This is a genomic window from Methylobacterium sp. Leaf93 (assembly GCF_001422345.1).
In the GTDB taxonomy this organism is placed as follows: Bacteria; Pseudomonadota; Alphaproteobacteria; order Rhizobiales; family Beijerinckiaceae; genus Methylobacterium; species Methylobacterium bullatum.
On the sequence record NZ_LMMS01000008.1, the window covers coordinates 55,939 to 74,533 of the forward strand.

The 18,595-nt window shown below is 67.7% G+C and carries 18 protein-coding genes, 2 tRNA genes and 2 pseudogenes; 12 read left to right on the plus strand and 10 right to left on the minus strand.

Annotation, left to right across the window (positions count from 1 at the left end; genetic code table 11):
- The first annotated feature begins 3 nt into the window (after positions 1-3).
- The 5 genes from ASF26_RS07770 to ASF26_RS07790 all read left to right on the plus strand — a co-directional run bounded on the left by ASF26_RS07770 (position 4) and on the right by ASF26_RS07790 (position 4,686).
- On the plus strand, positions 4-1,404 hold the full coding sequence (locus ASF26_RS07770; RefSeq protein WP_056251795.1) for an NAD(P)(+) transhydrogenase (Re/Si-specific) subunit beta: 1,401 nt from the start codon (positions 4-6) through the stop codon (positions 1,402-1,404).
- A gap of 321 nt (positions 1,405-1,725) precedes the next feature.
- Positions 1,726-2,517 (plus strand): VOC family protein, encoded by a 792-nt coding sequence (locus tag ASF26_RS07775; RefSeq protein WP_056251799.1) that lies wholly within the window; start codon positions 1,726-1,728, stop codon positions 2,515-2,517.
- Positions 2,518-2,618: 101 nt separating this feature from the next.
- Positions 2,619-4,358, plus strand: coding sequence for a single-stranded-DNA-specific exonuclease RecJ (recJ, locus tag ASF26_RS07780; protein WP_244475871.1), 1,740 nt, complete (start codon positions 2,619-2,621; stop codon positions 4,356-4,358).
- Positions 4,359-4,446: 88 nt separating this feature from the next.
- Positions 4,447-4,530 (plus strand) — tRNA-Tyr (locus ASF26_RS07785).
- A gap of 82 nt (positions 4,531-4,612) precedes the next feature.
- Positions 4,613-4,686 (plus strand) — tRNA-Gly (locus tag ASF26_RS07790).
- Between the two features lie 384 nt (positions 4,687-5,070).
- Here ASF26_RS07790 and ASF26_RS07795 read toward each other — a convergent pair.
- Genes ASF26_RS07795 through ASF26_RS07805 form a run of 3 tightly spaced genes read right to left on the minus strand, consistent with a single transcriptional unit; the run spans position 5,071 to position 7,177 of the window.
- Positions 5,071-6,366, minus strand: coding sequence for an arsenic transporter (locus tag ASF26_RS07795; RefSeq protein WP_056251805.1), 1,296 nt, complete (start codon positions 6,364-6,366; stop codon positions 5,071-5,073).
- 38 nt (positions 6,367-6,404) lie between these two features.
- On the minus strand, positions 6,405-6,830 hold the full coding sequence (arsC, locus tag ASF26_RS07800) for an arsenate reductase (glutaredoxin) (RefSeq protein WP_056251808.1): 426 nt from the start codon (positions 6,828-6,830) through the stop codon (positions 6,405-6,407).
- A complete protein-coding gene (locus ASF26_RS07805; protein ID WP_056251812.1) occupies positions 6,818-7,177 on the minus strand; it encodes a metalloregulator ArsR/SmtB family transcription factor in 360 nt (119 codons plus the stop codon). Before ASF26_RS07805 ends, arsC begins: the two co-directional genes overlap by 13 nt.
- Positions 7,178-7,224: 47 nt before the next feature.
- Between ASF26_RS07805 and arsH the strand changes: the two genes are divergently transcribed.
- On the plus strand, positions 7,225-7,971 hold the full coding sequence (gene arsH / locus ASF26_RS07810) for an arsenical resistance protein ArsH (RefSeq protein WP_056251814.1): 747 nt from the start codon (positions 7,225-7,227) through the stop codon (positions 7,969-7,971).
- 479 nt (positions 7,972-8,450) lie between these two features.
- On the opposite strand, the gene ASF26_RS07815 is transcribed toward arsH, so the two are convergent.
- From ASF26_RS07815 to ASF26_RS07840, 7 genes are all read right to left on the minus strand, one after another.
- Positions 8,451-9,860, minus strand: a complete 1,410-nt coding sequence (locus ASF26_RS07815; protein WP_056251817.1) for a TAXI family TRAP transporter solute-binding subunit — start codon at positions 9,858-9,860, stop codon at positions 8,451-8,453.
- A gap of 276 nt (positions 9,861-10,136) precedes the next feature.
- Positions 10,137-10,520: a CsbD family protein gene (locus tag ASF26_RS07820; protein ID WP_056144977.1), complete on the minus strand. Its 384-nt coding sequence runs from the start codon at positions 10,518-10,520 to the stop codon at positions 10,137-10,139.
- A gap of 57 nt (positions 10,521-10,577) precedes the next feature.
- Entirely contained in the window at positions 10,578-10,781 is a 204-nt protein-coding gene (locus ASF26_RS07825) for a CsbD family protein (RefSeq protein WP_018043750.1), read from the minus strand.
- Positions 10,782-10,858: 77 nt separating this feature from the next.
- Positions 10,859-11,776 carry a hypothetical protein gene (locus ASF26_RS07830; RefSeq protein WP_056251821.1) on the minus strand — a complete coding sequence of 306 codons (918 nt, stop codon included), beginning with the start codon at positions 11,774-11,776 and terminating at the stop codon, positions 10,859-10,861.
- 88 nt (positions 11,777-11,864) lie between these two features.
- On the minus strand, positions 11,865-12,374 hold the full coding sequence (locus tag ASF26_RS07835; RefSeq protein ID WP_056251853.1) for a CsbD family protein: 510 nt from the start codon (positions 12,372-12,374) through the stop codon (positions 11,865-11,867).
- A gap of 62 nt (positions 12,375-12,436) precedes the next feature.
- Entirely contained in the window at positions 12,437-12,598 is a 162-nt protein-coding gene (locus tag ASF26_RS22605; RefSeq protein ID WP_156462911.1) for a hypothetical protein, read from the minus strand.
- 115 nt (positions 12,599-12,713) lie between these two features.
- Positions 12,714-14,171, minus strand: coding sequence for a helix-turn-helix transcriptional regulator (locus ASF26_RS07840; protein ID WP_056251823.1), 1,458 nt, complete (start codon positions 14,169-14,171; stop codon positions 12,714-12,716).
- Between the two features lie 636 nt (positions 14,172-14,807).
- On the opposite strand from ASF26_RS07840, the gene ASF26_RS07845 reads away from it, so the two are divergent.
- The 6 genes and pseudogenes from ASF26_RS07845 to ASF26_RS07865 all read left to right on the plus strand — a co-directional run.
- Positions 14,808-15,398, plus strand: coding sequence for a sigma-70 family RNA polymerase sigma factor (locus tag ASF26_RS07845; RefSeq protein ID WP_244475869.1), 591 nt, complete (start codon positions 14,808-14,810; stop codon positions 15,396-15,398).
- Positions 15,391-16,080 carry an NrsF family protein gene (locus ASF26_RS07850; protein ID WP_056251826.1) on the plus strand — a complete coding sequence of 230 codons (690 nt, stop codon included), beginning with the start codon at positions 15,391-15,393 and terminating at the stop codon, positions 16,078-16,080. The genes ASF26_RS07845 and ASF26_RS07850 overlap by 8 nt, the downstream gene beginning before the upstream one ends.
- Positions 16,081-16,176: 96 nt before the next feature.
- Positions 16,177-17,175 (plus strand): glycosyltransferase family 2 protein, encoded by a 999-nt coding sequence (locus tag ASF26_RS07855; RefSeq protein WP_056251828.1) that lies wholly within the window; start codon positions 16,177-16,179, stop codon positions 17,173-17,175.
- The gene (locus tag ASF26_RS07860) at positions 17,172-17,855 is read left to right on the plus strand and encodes a class I SAM-dependent methyltransferase (RefSeq protein WP_056251831.1); all 684 of its coding nucleotides are present in this window, start codon (positions 17,172-17,174) and stop codon (positions 17,853-17,855) included. Before ASF26_RS07855 ends, ASF26_RS07860 begins: the two co-directional genes overlap by 4 nt.
- 190 nt (positions 17,856-18,045) lie before the next feature.
- Positions 18,046-18,120, plus strand: a pseudogene (locus tag ASF26_RS23640) (hypothetical protein); the annotation flags it as partial.
- Between the two features lie 100 nt (positions 18,121-18,220).
- A pseudogene (locus tag ASF26_RS07865) lies at positions 18,221-18,595 on the plus strand (GTP-binding protein); the annotation flags it as partial.

The following is an 18,595-nucleotide window of genomic DNA, read 5'->3' on the forward strand; positions in this document are numbered from 1 at the left end:
ACGATGTCCCAGAACGTCTCCGCCCTCCTCTATATCGTCTCCGGCGTCCTGTTCATCATGGCGCTGCGGGGGCTCTCGCACCCGACCACGTCGCGGCAGGGTAACCTGTACGGCATGGTCGGCATGGGCCTCGCGGTCCTGACCACCCTGGTCGGCCATCCGCCAGCCGGCTTCGGCGCCTGGATCATCGTCCTCCTCGGCCTCGCCATCGGCGGCGGCGCGGGCGCGGTGATCGCCAAGCGGGTGCCGATGACGGCCATGCCCCAGCTCGTGGCCGCGTTCCACTCCCTCGTCGGTCTCGCCGCCGTGGCGGGTGCAGCCGGCACGCTCTATGCCCCGCAGGCGGTCGGCATCCTCGAGAACGGCCATATCCATAAGGAATCGCTGTTCGAGATGGCGCTCGGCGTCGCCATCGGCGCGATCACCTTCACCGGTTCGGTCATCGCCTTCGCCAAGCTCGACGGACGCATGTCCGGCAAGCCGATCATGCTGCCGCAGCGGCACGCGATCAACATCGCCCTGGGCATCGCTCTAATCGGCCTGATCGCGGTGTTCATCGGCACCGAGAGCAAGGCGATCTTCTGGCTGATCGTGGTGCTGTCCTTCGTGCTCGGCGGCCTCCTGATCATCCCGATCGGCGGCGCGGACATGCCCGTCGTCGTGTCGATGCTCAACTCCTATTCGGGTTGGGCGGCGGCCGGCATCGGCTTTACCCTGGGCAACCTCGCGCTCATCATCACCGGCGCCCTCGTCGGCTCGTCGGGTGCGATTCTGTCCTACATCATGTGCAAGGCGATGAACCGCTCGTTCATCTCCGTGATCCTCGGCGGCTTCGGCGGCGACGCCGCTGCGGCCGGTGCAGGTGGCGCTGTCGAGACGCGCCCCGTCAAGCAGGGATCGGCCGACGATGCGGCCTACATCATGAAGAACGCCGAGCGCGTCATCATCGTCCCCGGCTACGGCATGGCGGTGGCGCAGGCCCAGCACTCGCTGCGCGAGATGGTGGACATGCTCAAGAAGGAGGGCGTGGAGGTGAAGTACGCCATCCACCCCGTCGCCGGCCGCATGCCCGGGCACATGAACGTGCTGCTGGCGGAAGCCAACGTGCCCTATGACGAGGTCCACGAGCTCGAGGACATCAACGGCGACTTCCCGCAGGCGGACGTAGCCTTCGTCATCGGCGCCAACGACGTCACCAACCCGGCCGCCAAGACCGACAAGACCTCGCCGATCTACGGCATGCCGATCCTCGACGTGGAGAAGGCCAAGACGGTCCTCTTCATCAAGCGCGGCATGGGCTCCGGCTATGCCGGCGTCGAGAACGAGGTGTTCTTCCGCGACAACACGATGATGCTGTTCGGCGACGCCAAGAAGGTCGTGGACTCCATCGTCAAGAACCTCTGAGCCGCCGGGCCTTCGATCCCGGACGACTCTGATGAAGAAGGGGCCGGCGCATCACGCGCCGGCCCCTTCTTCATTCGCCCCCACCGACCACGATGCCAGCCCGGTTCGGCCGCCACGGCGTGCGTCCGAGACGGCACGGCGGGGACATGTCGTCAGTCCCGCCCCGGCAGATTCGCGGGCCTCTCGGGACCCAGCCAAGCCGGGGATCACGCTCGCGAAGCCTGCGGGGGCGAGTGGCGCTCCCGGCGTCATAAAGCGGCGAGGCATCTTCGATAGGGAGTGTTCGTGCCGAGCGACACGTTCCCGGAGAGGGAGAGGGCAATGACCGAGACCGGCCGTTTCGTCTGGTACGACCTGATGACCACGGACCTTCCCGCCGCGCGGGACTTCTATGCCGATGTGATGGGCTGGAGCATCGCGCATGCCGGCATGCCGGGAACCGACTATACTCTGGCCCGTCGCGAAGCGGTGCCGGTGGGCGGGATGATGACCCTGCCCGACGCGGTCCGTGCCCAGGGGGGCCGGTCCGGCTGGATGGGCTACGTCGCCGTGGCCGATGTCGATGCCGCTTCGGCCGATCTGCGCGCGGCCGGCGGCACGATCCACCGGGCACCCGAGGACATACCGGGGATCGGCCGCTTCTGCGTCGCCGCCGATCCGCAGGGCGCGGTGTTCGTGCTCTTTCGTGGCGCCGGCCCTCTGCCGCCGGCCCCTCCGCCCGGCACGCCCGGGCATTTCGGCTGGCACGAACTGCACACCCGCGACTGGGAGGCGGCCTTCGCCTTCTACGCGCACCTCTTCGGCTGGGTGAAGACCGACGCAGTGGATATGGGTCCGATGGGAACCTACCAGCTCTTCGGCGCCCAGGACCCCGATGCGGGCTGCGACGGGATCCATACCGGCGGTATGATGACGAACGCCCAGGCGCCCGCCCCGTTCTGGCTGTACTACGTCAATGTCGACGACATCGACGCCGCCGGATCGAGGATAGCCGAGGGCGGCGGGCGGGTCGTCTCCGGCCCGCATCAGGTGCCCGGCGGCGCCTGGACCGTTCAAGCCCTCGACCCGCAGGGGGCGATGTTCGCCCTCGTCGGTCCGCGGGCGAGCGCATGAGGCGGTGGCGCCGGAGGGCCGGAGGCGGGTAGACTGACGGCGTGTCAGCCGCCTCAGCCCTCGCCCCATCCCGCGCCTTCCTCGGTGTCACCCGTTCCGTCATGGGGCGGCCCTGGCGTGACCGCTGCGGCGACCCCGCCGCCCAGGCCTATGCCGCGACGATGGTGCAGGCCCATGGCCTGCCCGACCTTCTCGCCCGCGTCCTCGCCTCACGCGGCGTCCGGCCCGACGAGGCGGCGGCCTATCTCGAACCGCGCCTGCGCGATCTGATGCCGGATCCGGCTCGCCTCGTGGACATGGAGGCGGCGGCCGAGCGTCTCGCCCAGGCCGTCGAGACCCGCGAACGCGTCGCCGTGTTCGGAGATTACGATGTCGACGGCGCCGCGAGCGCGGCGCTGATGGCCGGCTACCTGCGTGCGCTCGGCCTGACGGTGGACATTCACATCCCGGACCGGATTACGGAAGGCTACGGCCCCAACGTGGCGGCGGTCACGGCGCTGGCGGAGGGCGGGGCGAAGCTCCTCGTTTGCGTCGATTGCGGCACGAGCGGCCACGAGCCCCTGGCGGCTGCCGCCGAACGCGGGCTCGCCGTGATCGTCCTCGACCATCACGGCGCGCCGGAAATCCTGCCTCCGGTCGAGGCACTGGTGAACCCGAACCGGCTCGACGACATTTCGGGCCTCGGCCATCTCTGCGCGGCGGGTGTCGTCTTCCTCACCCTCGTCGCCCTCAACCGCCGCCTGAGGCGGGGAGGGCGGGAGGATCTGCCGGATCTCGCCGAAGCCCTCGATCTGGTGGCCCTGGCGACGGTCGCCGACGTGGTGCCGCTCACCGGCCTCAACCGCGCCTTCGTCGTCCAGGGATTGAAGGTGATGCGGGGCCGGGGCAGGATCGGTCTCGCCGCCCTGTTCGACGCCGCATCCCTGAGCGAGCCGCCGGAATCCTGGCATCTCGGCTATCTGCTCGGCCCGCGCATCAATGCCGGCGGCCGCATCGGCCATGCGGGGCTGGGCGCAGCCCTTCTCACCAGTGGAGATCCGGCGGAGGCGACCCGCATCGCCACCGAACTCGACCTCCTCAACCGGGAGCGGCAGGGCATCGAGGCACAGGCGGTGCTCGAAGCCGAGGCCGAGATGGATCGTGCGCTGACACTGGCCCCCGACACGCCGATCCTGGTGACGGCCTCCGCCTCCTGGCATCCGGGAGTGGTCGGCCTCGTGGCGGCGCGGCTGAAGGAGCGTTTCGGTCGGCCGGCTTTCGCCTTCGCCCTGCGTCCGGACGGGACCGCCACGGGGTCGGGCCGCTCCGTCGCGGGGGTGGATCTCGGCCATGCGGTGCGCGAGGCCGTGGATGCCGGCCTCCTCGTCAAAGGCGGCGGGCATGCCATGGCGGCCGGCGCCACGCTATCGAGCCACGACCCCACGCCTCTGCGCGACTTCCTCGCGGCCGCCCTCGCCGCGGCGGTATCGGAGGCGAGGGCGGTGGAGGCACTGCTCGTCGACGGCACCGTGAACGCGGGCGGCGCTACGGCGGAAGTGGTTCGCCTCGTCCGGCGCGCCGGACCGTTCGGCGCGGGCGCACCGGAACCGGTCTTCGCCCTGCCGTACCACCGGCTGGTCGATGCGGCGATCGTCGGCAACGGCCACGTCCGCGCGCGCTTCAGGAGCCGGGACGGCCAAGCCATCGGCGCCATCGCCTTCCGCTCCGCCCAGGGACCGTTGGGCCAGGCGCTCCTCGGCGGGATCGGCCAGGAATTCCACGTGGCCGGAACCCTCGCCATCGATACCTGGCGCGGCGGCGAGCGGGTGCAGTTGCGCGTCGGCGATCTCGCCACACCCTGAACTTTGCGTCGGTGCCCGCGCGGGACGTGTTGACACCCGCGCAAGCCCTCACCATAAGGACCCGCGCGCTGCCGAGAGGCGGTGGTTTGGGGGAATGTCCCGAGCGGCAAAGGGGGCGGACTGTAAATCCGCTGCGTAAGCTTCGTAGGTTCGAGTCCTACTTCCCCCACCAATCCATACCGACACGCAGGCACCACGGCCGATGAAGGGATAACCTTCTCAAAACCGCGTCGCCATGTTATCGGGCGCCATATGCGGGTGTAGCTCAATGGTAGAGCAGCAGCCTTCCAAGCTGAATACCCGGGTTCGATTCCCGGTACCCGCTCCACTCCCTTACCTTGAAAATTTGCAGCAGATCGAACGGGATAGGCTTCTTTTGGGAGGTCTCCTCGGCGTTTGATCCGAGCGATCGATACCTCCCAAATGGGCAGATGAGCGGCCCCCAGGGACGGTTACGGACAGGCCGATATCACCCCCAGGCTCCGGCTGGGACTCGCGGGCATCACGGCATCCACGACGAGGCAACCGGGCTTGAGTAGGCCCCTTGGTCTCTTCCTGGCTGTAGAGCGCCACGCGGGCGTGGAGATGCGGGCAGGTCCGAGAACGGAACCATCGATTTTTCGTGAAAGCGCATGGATCCCGGTTCTTCCGCTCCGGCAGAGTGGGGAGGAGCGAACCAACCGACCGGCGCATGCCCTGGCCCATGGGGCAGCTACGGAGCGTCCAGCAACGGTAGCCATAGCGCCAGGGCCGAAAGCGTCACCAGAAGCACAGGTGGGGTGATGATCAGCCCTACCTTCATGTATTGCCCCCACGTGATGTGCTGCCCCCGGCTGGCGAGCACGTGGAGCCAAAGCAAGGTCGCAAGGCTGCCAATCGGTGTAAACTTCGGGCCGAGGTCGCAGCCGATGACGTTGGCGTAGATCATCGACTGGCGCATCAGCGGTGACAGGTCGGGGGTCTGCTGGATCGAGAGCGCCCCCACCAGCACTCCCGGCATGTTGTTCATGACGGAAGACAGGATGGCGGCGGCGAAGCCCGTCCCGATGGTGGCGACGATCGTTCCCTGGCCTGAGAGCCAGACCAACCCCTGCGCTAAGTACTCCGTCAGGCCGGCGTTCTTCAGACCGTAGACGACGAGGTACATGCCGAGGCTGAACAGCACGATCTGCCACGGTGCCCCCGCGAGGATCTTACGGATGGGGATCACGCGGCTTCGGCTGGCGAGAGCCAGAAGGATCAGGGCGCCGGCACAGGTGACGACTGATACCGGTATGCCGAAGGGCGCGGAGACGAAGTAGGCGGCGAGAAGGAGAGTGAGCAGCGGGAAGGCCGCCGTGAACACCGAGGGATCGCGGATGGCACGACGAGGCGCCTCCAACTGGCCCACCGGGTAGGTCGCTGGCAGGTCGCGGCGGTAGAACATCCACAGGACCAGCAGGGTCGTGGCGAGCGAGACGAGGTTCACCGGTACCATCACGGCGGCATAGCGGCTGAAGGTGATGTCGAAGAAGTTGGCGGAAACGATGTTGACGAGGTTCGAGATCACCAGCGGCAGGCTGGTGCTGTCGGCCACGAACCCGCAGGCGACGATGAAGGCGAAGGCCGCCACCGGCTTGAAGTCGAGCCGCAGCAGGATGGCGAGCACGATGGGGGTGAGGAGAAGCGCAGCCCCGTCGTTGGCGAACACCGCCGCAATCGCCGACCCGAGAAGGATGACCAGGGGAAACAGGCGGCGGCCACGACCACCACCCCACCGGGCGATGTGTAGGGCGGCCCAATGGAAGAACCCCGCCTCGTCCAGGAGAAGCGATATGACGATGAGCGCCACGAACGTGAAGGTGGCATCCCAGACGATATGCCAGACCACAGGGATGTCGCCTGGATGGATGACCCCGCTTGCGAGGGCCACGGCGGCCCCCGTGAGGGCGCTCCATCCGATCCCGAGGCCCTTGGGTTGCCAGATGACGAAGACGAGGGTGACCACGAAAATGGCAAGCGCGAGCATCGGCACCGTTTCTTGTTCTTGATGGAGCGGGAAGCCGATCAGGCGCTGGCGACGCGGCGCCCGTACTCGTCGACGACGCGCTCGCCGTCTTCCTTCACGAACTCGCCTCGCTGGACCGGCAAGAGGTCGAGGACCGCCTCGGAGGGGCGGCACAGGGCGACGCCCTTCGGGCTCACCACCAAAGGCCGATTGAGCAGGATCGGGTGCGCCTCGATGGCATCCAGAAGCTGGTCGTCCGTGAGGGCCGGGTCGGCGAGGCCGAGTTCCACGAAGGGTGTCCCCTTCTCGCGCAGGAAGTCTCGGATCGTGGCGCCGGCCCGCTCGGCGAGCTGACGTACCAGGGTGCGGCTCGGCGGCGTTTTCAGGTACTCGACCACGTGTGGCTCGATGCCGGCATTGCGAATGAGGGCCAGGGTGTTGCGGGACGTTCCGCAATCCGGGTTGTGGTAGATCACGACGTCCATCGAGAGGTCTCCTTGCAGCAGGCGGAGAGGGCTGCGACGGCCGGGGCGCAGACCTCGGGGCGCCCCTGGCAGCAATCGCGCATCAGGAACTGGATCAGTTCCGACAGGTCCGGGTAGGCGGCGCTGTAGATGATCGAGCGTCCCTCGCGGCGGGAGGTGACGAGCCCGGCATGGGTGAGCTCCTTCACGTGGAAGGACAGGTTGGTGCCCGACACGCCGACCGCCTCGGCCAGCATGCCGGCTGCCATCCCGTCCGGCCCGGCGGTGACGAGCTGGCGCACGATGCGCATGCGATGCTCCTGGCCGAGGGCCGCAAAGGCGGCCACGGCTTGCCGTTCGCCCATCATGATGTCAATACCTCAATAATCATTGAAATATAGAGGACACCGACGCCTTGGACAAGCCTCAGCAACCCTTCGCCGATGGCATGCCGAACCTGAGCGAGAGGCACTTCGAGGTCCCGACGAGCACCGGCCTTCAGGTGCTAACGCCGTTCACCCACGCTCCGCGGTTCCTGATCCTGTACGGATCGCTCCGGGAGCGTTCGTTCAGCCGCTTCCTCGCCTACGAGGCCGCGCGGCTGCTTCAGGCCATGGGCGGCGAGGTGCGGATCTACGATGCGCACGGCTTGCCGCTGCCGGACGACGCCACGGCCGACCACCCGAAGGTCCAGGAACTGCGCACCCTCTCGATCTGGTCGGAGGGACACGTCTGGGTCAGCCCCGAACGACACGGCAACTTGACCGGCGTCATCAAGAGCCAGATCGACTGGCTGCCCCTGTCGGAGGGGTCGGTGCGCCCGACGCAGGGCCGGACCCTGGCCGTGATGCAGGTCTCAGGCGGCTCGCAATCGTTCAACGCCGTCAACGCCCTGCGCATCCTCGGGCGCTGGATGCGGATGATCACCATCCCGAACCAGTCCTCAGTGCCCATGGCCTACAAGGAGTTCGATGAGGCCGGCCGTATGAAGCCCGGCCCCCTCTACGACCGGGTGGTCGACGTCTGCGAGGAACTGTTCAAGTTCACCCTCCTGACCCGTGAAAGGGCAGACTACCTCGTCGACAGGTATTCCGAGCGCAAAGAGCGCGAACCCGAACGGCTCGAGGCGGTGGCGGTCGATATCGGGTTCGCAAGGCGATAGGCTGTGTAGTCCCGGCATTCGCCGCGAAAAGATTGCGCCGTCAAAGCCTGACATCGAACACTTTGGGGACCACGCGGGTGCCTCCCTCGATGCACGTGATGCGTCGTCCAATGCCGGACCGCGATGAGCCTGAGGCGCCGGGGTCTGCCCGCGCGACTGCTTCGAGGCCGAGTGTCGGTTCAATGTGAGCCCCGTGTGCCGATGATCCGGCGCGCGGCGCTTCCTTGCCTCGCTCACGTGGCGTTGGGGATCAAGGCCTTGGGGATCGCGCCGGCGGAACACGCCGGCGCTTTCTCATGGCCCTCACCATCGATGCGGATTGTCGCCGAGCCTCGCGCGATCGCTGGCGATCGGGCTGCTCGTTCTTTCCGGCGCGGCAACGATCCTGAGTTTGTCGAAGGACCCCGCGGGTCCGCGCCGAAGAACCTGGCCGGACGCTGCCTCGGGAAGCCCATAAGGCCGGGGAGGCCGGCCAATCTTCATTCCGCCGCGCTGGACTCCGACGACGTCGTGCGCCCTGCCAATCCGGGTGAGTCGGCTGCGTATTGCCCGGCCGCGATCGTGCGTTTGACCGTCGACCGGGCGGCATCGATGGCGATGGCGGCGGCCGACATGGTCCTGGCCTCCGTCGGCCGCTCCAGGGCGTGCTTGGCGATCTCGCCGGCGAGATCGTCGATTTCGCGGGCGAGGTGTTCCAGGCGCGGAGGATCGGCGCTGCTTTGCGCTTCCTGGCGAATCTGCAGGAGACGGTCGGTGGCCTCCTCGATCCGTTCCCGGCGCAGCCGTGACAGACGCTGGCCGATCCACGCGACGCCAGACCCGATGCCGCCGCCGAGGAAGGCGACGAGATAGATCCAGGTCTCGTAGCGCTCGATGAAGCCCTGCTGCTCGCGCTCGAAGAAATCGACGGCGCCGGGGTGGATCGGCAACCGCGCGCTCGTCGCGCCGGCCGTGCTGTCGTAGCTCGGCGCCTGCACGTAATCGGCGGCGGGGGTCACGTTGGCCATGCCGCTGCGCAATTCGAACAGGTGCTGGGTCACGTCCGCCGCGACGGGACGGGACAGGCTGGCCCGCGCCATCAGGCGGTAGGACGCGCCGACCGTGTGGACGTCCTCGGCCGGGATCTTGGGACTGCCACCGAAGGTCTCGGCCGGCATCGTGACGGATTGCAGGCGCGGCATCCGGGCGACGATGGCATCCGCGTTCTCCACCGTGACGAAGGCGACCTTTCGGGTCTTGCTGGCCGCCTGGACGATGCCGACGATGCGCTGCGCCGTCGGTGCGGTCGGTGAAATGACCGAGACCACGGCATCGACCCGCTTCCTGGCCAGGGCCGTGGGCAGCTCGGCTTCGGACATTTCCACGAGGGCCACGTGCCGCGGTGGCAGCGGACCTTCCGGGTCCTTGTCGAGAAGGGTGAGGCCGTAATGGCTGACCATCGCCTTGATCAGCGCCTGGTCGGCATCGCGATGCGCGAGGATCGCGAGGCGCTTCCGATCGAGGTCGGGAAAGTTCGTCAGCCTCGACGGCTCTGGAGAGGCGATGATCATCGCCTGGTCGCGAAGGATCGCCAGGGTCAGTCCGTTGTCGGGCAGGTCGATATCGGGACGGACCACGGCGAGATCGGCGCGGCCTTCCTGGAGCGCGGCGGCACTGTCCCGCACATCGTCGAAGGCGATGACCTTGAGCCGGATCTCCTTGTGCCGCCGGGCCAGGGCATCCGCATAGGCCTGGATCAGCGCCGGCTCGGTCCCGTCCTTCTGGGCTACGGCGATCGTCAGGACGGTCGCCCGCGAGATCCAGTAGGCCGTGGCGGCCCCGAGGCCGAGGAACACGGCGAGCAGAAGGAAGACGAACTCGCGGCGGACGAGGAGGCCGGCGAACTTCATGGATCGAACGACCGCTTCCCGCCAAGCCCGACACCGACCCTATCGGCGGCAACAGGGCGTATCATGCCCCCGCCGCGAGCCGGCATGGCGGGCGCCGTCCCCGTCGACAAGGGACGGCTCCACCGCGACGGGGGCGGATGGGCGGTCGTCAGCGGGGCCGACGCGGTGGGGCTGCGGCCCGGCCGCTGAGGCGGCGTCCGACATAGGCGACGATTCTGGGAAGCACGAACAAGGTCAGGAGTTTGCGGATCATCGAAGGTCTCCGGATGACGGGGATTAGCGCTTGGGACGGGCGAGCCAGCCCACCGCGAAGGCCACGGCCGCGAGGCCGAGCAGGGCGGATGCGCGATGGTCGTCGGCATAGCGGACCGCCTGGCGGCCATAGGTCGTGCCGCGCTTGGCTGCATGGCGGGCGAAGCCGCGTCCGTCCTCGATCAGGTTACCGGCGCGGTCCCGGACTTCGCCGACGAGATAGCGGCCATCCTGGGCCAAATCCTCGGCACGGTCGCGGGCACGGCCGTAGGCATATTGCGCGCCGCCGGCCACCTGGTTGACGGCACCGCGCACCTGACGGGCCGGATCGCCGGTGACACCGCCGAGGGCGGATTGGGCACGTCCCTTCAGGTGCCGGGACGCGCCGCGAAACTGATCGCGATTCATGGAAGTCTCCTACAGGTGAGGCGGAGGGAGAGCCTGAGCCCTCCCTCGGGGACGGGATCACCGCTTGCCAGTGACCTTGTCGACGACCGAGGCCACACCGTCCTTGGCCTCGCCGACTGTGCGCTGGGCCTCGCCCTTGAGTTCCTGGGCCTTGCCCTCGGCGACGAGCTTGTCGTTGCCGGTGACCTTGCCGACACCCTCCTTGAGGTTGCCGACGGCTTCGTTGGCGAGACCCTTCAGCTTGTCCGTGGTGCTGCTCATGGGATGGCTCCTTGGGTTCGGGGTGATCGTCGAAAGGGAAGGTCCGGCCGGTCGCGGTGACCGGCCGGCGATCCGGCTCAGACGCGGCGGGCGTCGTAGCGATCGGTGAGGGTGGCGAGGGTCGGAGCGCCGAGACGGCCGCCGAAGAAGCCGGCGAGCGCGCCGAGGATCAGGGCGAGCGCGCCGTAGAAGGCGCCCTGGGTGGCGGCGGACTTGGCGGCCACGGCCGCGGCCTCGGCCTTCTGCTTGGCGCTGGCGACGGTCTCTTCGTACTGCTTGCGGTAGTCCTGGATCTGGGTCTTGGCCTGGTCGACCGGGATGCCCTGGGCCTTGGCCAGCGCGTCGGCGGCGCGGTTTTCGGCCTGGGCCTTCTGGGCGGGATCCCCCGTGAACAGGGCGCGGATGGCGGCGACAGCGGCATCCTTGGCGGCCTGCGGGTCCTGGCCGGCCGCCTGCTGGCGGACGCTCTGCTCGATGCCGTCCAGCGGGTTGGTGATCTTGGACAGCGACGGGGCTGCGGCCTGCGCGGCGGTCTGCACGGTACCGCCGACGAGCGAACCGGCGCCGCCGAGCGTGCTGGTCACGCCCGAGAAGGCGCCGCCGATGAGGCCGCCGGCCGCGGAGGTGAGAAGATAGAGCACCACGAGGGTGGTCACCGCCCAGGAGACCAGGCCGTGCAGGCCGGCGGCGCCCGTGACGGGCTTGCCCGACAGGCGCCCGGCGATGAAGCCGCCCGCCAGGGCGGCCACGATGCCGGAGACGATGAACCAGATGCCGGCGCTCATCGACAGGGTCGAGGCGGCCGGGTTGTCGGCGGCCACCGGTCCGACGCTGGACAGGCCGATGCCGACGCCGACCATGTTGAGGATGACCTGGGTCACCAGGGCGGTGACCGCGCCGGCGAAGATCGCGCCCCACGAAACCTGGTTCAGCAGGACGGTGCGGGTATCACCGGCGACGATCGGCGACGTCGGGATGCTGGAGGAAGAAGTCACGTGGCAGAACTCCGGGGTCGTCGGTAGTCCGAAGAATTCGGTAGTCCGAGCGGGGGAAGATGAAGGGGAGAGGTAGCGCGGCGGACGTTCAGTCGCGGCCGTGAATGAGCAAACCGATGCCGTAGCCGAGGAGGCCGGCCACGAGCAGGGCGGCAACGGGGTGCTCGGCGACCTGATGGGTCACCTCGCGGCCGCCCTGGCGCAGATAGTTGCCACCGTTCTCGTAGGCGTCCTCGGCGTAGTCGTAAGCTTCGCGGCCTGCATTGCGGACGGATCGATCAGCGCGCTCGTAGGTGTCCCCGGCGGCATCCTGAGCGTGGCGCGCGCGCGCCTCAATCTCGCGTCCGTCGGACCCGGCGACATCGTCGACGACGCGGCGGACGCGGCCACCGACGTCGCGGGCAGCGTCAGTGGCGTGCTCTGCGGCCTCGCCGACCGCGTCCTTCGCCTGACCATAGAGGTTCTCGGCCGTGCCCTGGACTTCGCGCGCCCGGCCCTCGACCGAGTTGCGGTTCGAACCAGTCATGTCACCGACCGCACCCTGAATCTTGCCGCCGAGTTCTTTCGCGGCCCCGGTGATCCGATTGGTATCGACCATGATCTTCACTCCTGTATCTATAAAATCTTGACTGGATGACGTCCGGCGCCGTCAGGCTCACCCTAAGTCTCGGAAACGTTTTTTAGTTTCACTATAGACTTCGGTAATTTGTGCTGAGGTCTTCCTTCGTCGACCATATTATGATCACCGATCAGCTTTTCGATGGCTTCTTTTACAGAGCTCTTGAGCGTTTCAGCCGTGATCGCGGACTTGGGCTCGCTCATCGATCGATCCGAATACTGGCTGGCCGGACCCGCATCTCTTGCGGCTCGGTGCTCCCAAGTTGGCGCGTACCGACGACCGATCAATGATGCATTCGTACCGGTAGATCGATTTTATTTAACTGGACGAGCCCACAGGGAACCCATTGTCCCGCCCCCAGACGATGGCCTCGGATCGCTTGTGCACGCCCAGTTTTCGATAAAGGGCGGCGGCATGATTCCGCACCGTGTTGCGCGACAGGGTCAGACGCTTGGCGATGGCATCGTCGCCGAGCCCCGAGCAGATGAGATCGAGAATCTGCCGTTCGCGGACCGTCATGTTCGGAGCGACGGAATCCTTGTGCTCACCACCCGGCCGACGCAGGTTGGCGAGCTTCTCGATGAGCCCTCGGCTGAACCAGGAGGTATCGGCCATGACGGTCTCGATGGCCTCGAACAGGTCGCGCTCGCCACGCTTGCGCTCGGTGATGTCCTGCAGGACGAGGAGTGCGTAGATGTCGTCCCCTATCTCGACCCGCTCGGCGGAGACGAGGCAATCGAGGCTGGTCCCATCCTCGTGCTGCAGGCAGACTTCGAGCCCGAGAACGTAGCCGGTCATGGCCACGGCACTCTCGAACCTCTCGCGGGCCGCATCGTGGACCCAGAGCCCGAGCTCCGCCGGTGAGCGCCCGGCGACCGTCTCGGCGGAATGGCCGAAGACGCGGGTGAAGGCCTCGTTCACCCCGGTGATGGCGAAAGTGTTCGCCCGCGCGAGCACCGTCGGAACGGGGGTGAGGCTGAAGGCTTTCGCGAAGCGCTCCTCGCTCTGACGCAAGGCCATCTCGGCCTTCCGACGCAATTCGAGATCGGCGAAGGTAAAGAGCATGCACGGCTCTTCGCCGAAATCCATCGGCTGGCCGGCGACGATGACGTGGCGCACGCCGCCATCGGGAAGGTCGAGACAGGCTTCCATCTGCGGGATGGTGCCGCCCTCGTTCAGGCGCGAGATGGCCAGATCCCGGCTGCGGGCGCCCGCCAGGACATCGACCTCGTAGACGCTGCGGCCGATGACGGCATCGCGGGTGTACCCCGTCATCTCGAGGAAGCCGAGATTCACCTTGACGTGTCGCAGGTCCGCAAGCCGGCAGATCACCGCCGGGGCCGGATTCGCGTTGAACGTCTTCTCGAAGCGGTCCTCGGCCTCGAACTGATCCGAGACGTCCTTGAGAATCAGTGCGAGGCAACTGGGATTGCCGTCGCGATCAGTGGCCACAAGGCTGCGCAAGGAATGGACGAAGGTGACGTCCGGCTCGTCGGTCCGCGTCACCTCCACGACCACGTCGTGGAACGTCTCACCCGCAACGACGCGCTCGATCGGGTATTGATTGGGCGTGCGATTGTTGCGGTAGCGTAAGGAGAAGCGCTCGCGATAGATGTCGACGGTCTCTCCGAGCTCGCTCACGGATTCCGCCCCGTGCATCGCCAGGGCCGCCTCGTTGGCATAGGCGATGGTCTGGTCCGGCTCGACCAAGATCACGCCCTCGCTGAGGCCGGCGATGATCTGCCGGAGTTCGTACCTGTCGACGCCGAGTGTCACTGTGGCTCCAATCGCTTCATGGACCGGGCCACGGCCCAGCCTTCAACCGATGCATGGGCGGTCAGTTCCAGGTTCACTCGGGAAGAGCCTGGTATATTTGAATGGTCCACAGGACTGTCATGGACCGGACTTGGAAGTACCCATGCAGGGAGCCCCTTGGGCGCGCCGGAGGCCTGTCTACTCTTGCAAAGATCGACATTCGTGTTTTCGCATCAGAGCAGTCTCGACGAACAGACGCAGAGGCCGACGAGTATCGAAGAACCGGTCGTCCCATCGTCTTCCCTCGACCTGACAACCCCGTCGCGCGCGCCGGATTTCAGATGTGCGTCGGCCAAATGATCGGATCCCGGTCCGGGACGCGTAACCGAGGGAGGGCGACCACCGAAATCCTCCTCATGGCCGCCGCAGAACCCGGTGCCACGACGAAGGACCGCGTCCCATGAGCATTCTCGCCCACACCGTCCCCGGGGCCCCTTGCCGCCGATGCCATGGGCGCGGACCCGAGGGCGAAGGGCGGTGTGGCCAAGCCCACAACGACCCATTAGGGTCGCATCCGTGAGCCTGGCACAGGCGGCGCATCCGGGCCGCCTGTCCGTCCTGCAGGCTCAGTCCGCGGAGTCCGGAAGCATCGCGACCATGCCCGCACGATCGATGGCATCGTCCGGCGAGGACTCGCTGTCGGCTGCGATGCAGGCGGCTCAGAACGGCGATGCCGCAGCCTACCGTGGGCTCCTGCGCGACTGCGTTCCTGTCATTTCCGCGATGGCGCGGTCCAAGGGCGTCCAGGGCACGAGCATCGACGACGTGGTGCAGGAGACCCTGCTGACGATCCACCGGGCGCGGGCCAGCTACGATCCCGCCCGGCCCTTCCTGCCCTGGCTCCGTGCCATCGCCCACCGGCGTGCCATCGATGCCATGCGCCAGGACAGCCGCCGGCCGCGCGAGGTCGACGACCCGATCGCCTACGAGACACACGCCGACGACGGCCCCCTGCCGGGGCACGATCTGGAGGACCGCGACCGTCGCCGGGCCGTGGTCCAGGCCGTCGCCCATCTTCCCCCGGGGCAGCGCGAAGCGATCGAGCACATCGCCTTGCGCGAGCTCTCGCTCGACGAGGCGTCCGTTCTCACCGGGCGGACCAAGACGGCGCTGAAGGTCAATTTCCATCGAGCCCTCAAGGCGCTGCGTGCCTCTCTCTCATCCAGCAAGGGGGGTTCGGATGTCTGATCCCGCCAGACACGAACGTCTCGTCGAGGAGCTGGCCCGGTCGCTCGCGCCGATCCGCCCACTGGCCGGGCCGGGATGGCGGGCCTTCGCCTGGATCTCCGCCGTGCTCGGCCTGGGCGTTCTTCTCCTGCCCCTGTCGGATGGCGCTGCTTTGTCCGCGCGTCTCGGCGTTCCGGATCTTCGCTATGCCGCGCTCGGCGCGATGCTGACGAGCGTGGCTGCGGCCTTCGCCGCCTTCCAGAGCAGCGTACCGGGCCGCAGCCGGGCCTGGGTCCTGCTGCCGATCCCGCCCCTCGTCCTGTGGCTCGGCGTCAGCGGGCTCGGCTGCCTGCGGGCCTGGCTCGCTCCGGCTTCGAATCTCGCAGAAACCGGGGAGATGCGCGGCTGCTTCGTCTTCCTGATAGGAGTCTCGCTGCCGCTCTCGGTCCTGCTGGTCACGATGCTGCGCCGGGCCTGCCCGCTCAACCCCGGACTCACGGCGGCCTTGGGGGGGCTCGCGGTCGCGGCGGCCGCGGCGGCGCTTCTGGTGCCGTTCCATCCTCACGATGCCACCGCCACGGATCTGGCGGTGCATCTCGTGGCCGTCCTCATCGTGGTCGGCCTCAACGGGCTCTTCGGCGGTCGCGTCCTTGGAACGCCCAGCCCTCGCCCGGCCACCACGGCCGTGGATACCGATCCGTAGGCGGGCAGGCGGCGTCTCGCGCGGCCCGGTTAGAATGGCCTTAATCATGGCGCGCTAACCTCTTGCGACCGGACCTTCCGTCCGTCGGCGACAGGCATGACCGTGACATCTCCCTCGGCGCAGATCGGCACGCCGACCTACAGCCTCGTCGTTCCCGTCTTCAACGAGGAGGCCGTGCTGCCGGTGCTGCTGCACCGTCTCGACCAGCTTCTGGCCAAGCTCGACGGGCCGGCGGAGGTGATCATCGTCGATGACGGCAGCACCGACATGACGGGCATCGTCGCCGCCGGCCGCGCCAAGGACGATCCTCGCTATCGCTATCTCGCCCTGTCGCGGAATTTCGGCCATCAGGTCGCCATCACCGCCGGGATGGAGCGCGCTGCGGGCGCCGCCGTCGTGGTCATGGATGCCGACCTTCAGGACCCGCCGGAGGTCGTGCTCGAACTCGCCGCCAAATGGCGCGAGGGCTACGAGATCGTCTATGCGAGGCGCCTGAGCCGGGAGGGCGAGGGCCGCTTCAAGCGCTGGACCGCCGGCCTGTTCTACCGCCTCATCCGGGCGCTCACCGCCATCGACATCCCGGCCGATGTGGGCGATTTCCGCCTCGTCGACCGCAAGGCCCTCGACGCCTTCCTGGCCATGCCCGAACGCGACCGCTTCGTGCGCGGCATGTTCAGCTGGATGGGCTTCCGCCAGACCGCCGTGCCGTTCCACCGTCTCTCGCGGACCCTTGGCCAGACCAAATACGGCTGGTCGAAGATGCTGAGGCTCGCCTTCGACGGCATCGTCGGCTTCTCGGACATCCCTCTCCGTTTCGCCCTTTGGGCCGGCACAGCAGTGTCCCTCTCAGCGCTGGCCTACGGATTCTACATTGCCGTGCGCGCCCTCTACGACCCGGCCCTGGTCAGCGGCTGGGCCTCCATCGTCGTCCTCGTCTCGTTCCTGGCCGGCATGAACCTGCTGATGACCGGCATCGTCGGCCTCTATGTCGGACGCATCCATACCGAGGTGAAGAAGCGCCCGCTCTACGTGGTCGGCCGGGCGGTGGGGTTCCCGGAGGACGAGCAGGCCGCGACATCGAGGATTGCGGCGTGACCAGCTCCTTCGACGCGTACCGCACGAGCTACGACGCGGTGGTCCAGGATTCCATCGCCTTTTCCGGGCTCGAACACGGCTTCTTCCTGGACGCGAAGGCCGATCTGCTCGCGGACGTATTCGGCCGGCATTTCGGGACCTCCCGCCCATCGCTCCTCGATGTCGGCTGCGGCGTCGGCCTCCTCCATCGCCGCCTGGCCGGCATCGTCTCGGGGATGGCCGGCACCGATCCCTCGCCCGAATCCGTGGCCCGTGCGGAGAGCGAGAACCCCGGCAACCGCTACCGCCTCCAAGAGGGCGGCACCTTGCCCTTCGAGGACGGAGCATTCGACGCGACGCTGGCCGTCTGCGTCTTCCATCACGTCCCCGTCGCCGAGCGTCCCGGCCTGCTGGCCGATATGCGGCGCGTCACCCGCCCGGGCGGGCTCGTGGCGATCATTGAGCACAACCCGTGGAACCCGCTGACGCGCCTCGCGGTGTCGCGCTGTCCCTTCGATCACGACGCCGTGCTGCTCGGTGCCCGCGGGACCCGGGCGCTCCTCGCGGAACGAGGGCTGCGGGACATTCGCAGCCGACACTTCCTGGCCTTCCCGTTCCGGCGGGGATGGGTGCCCAGTGTCGAGAAGGCCATCGGCCGGATGCCGCTCGGAGCGCAGTTCCTGGCTCACGGGACGGTTTGACCCCGCATCGAAGGCGGGGCCCGGCCCTCGGCCGGACGACCACGCCGCAGGCTCGATTCGGCCTCCACAATCATCATCCCTTGATCATCTGACGCCGAGCCTCTATCCGGGCGGCGTCTTTCGCCCGGCTCGACACCTCGAGCGCCGCCCTGGGCGACCGCTCATGTGACTTTGTTTTAGGAATGTGACGATGGCCAAAGAGAAATTTGCCCGCACCAAGCCGCACTGCAACATCGGCACGATCGGTCACGTCGACCACGGCAAGACGTCGCTGACGGCGGCGATCACGAAGGTCCTGGCGGAGTCGGGTGGCGCGACGTTCACGGCCTACGACCAGATCGACAAGGCCCCCGAGGAGAAGGCGNACGTCGCTGACGGCGGCGATCACGAAGGTCCTGGCGGAGTCGGGTGGCGCGACGTTCACGGCCTACGACCAGATCGACAAGGCCCCCGAGGAGAAGGCGCGCGGCATCACGATCTCGACGGCCCACGTCGAGTACGAGACCGCCAACCGTCACTACGCTCACGTCGATTGCCCCGGCCACGCCGATTACGTGAAGAACATGATCACCGGTGCCGCCCAGATGGACGGCGCGATCCTGGTCGTATCGGCCGCCGACGGCCCGATGCCGCAGACCCGTGAGCACATCCTGCTCGCCCGCCAGGTCGGCGTGCCGGCGCTGGTGGTGTTCCTCAACAAGGTCGACCTCGTCGACGACGAGGAGCTCCTCGAGCTCGTC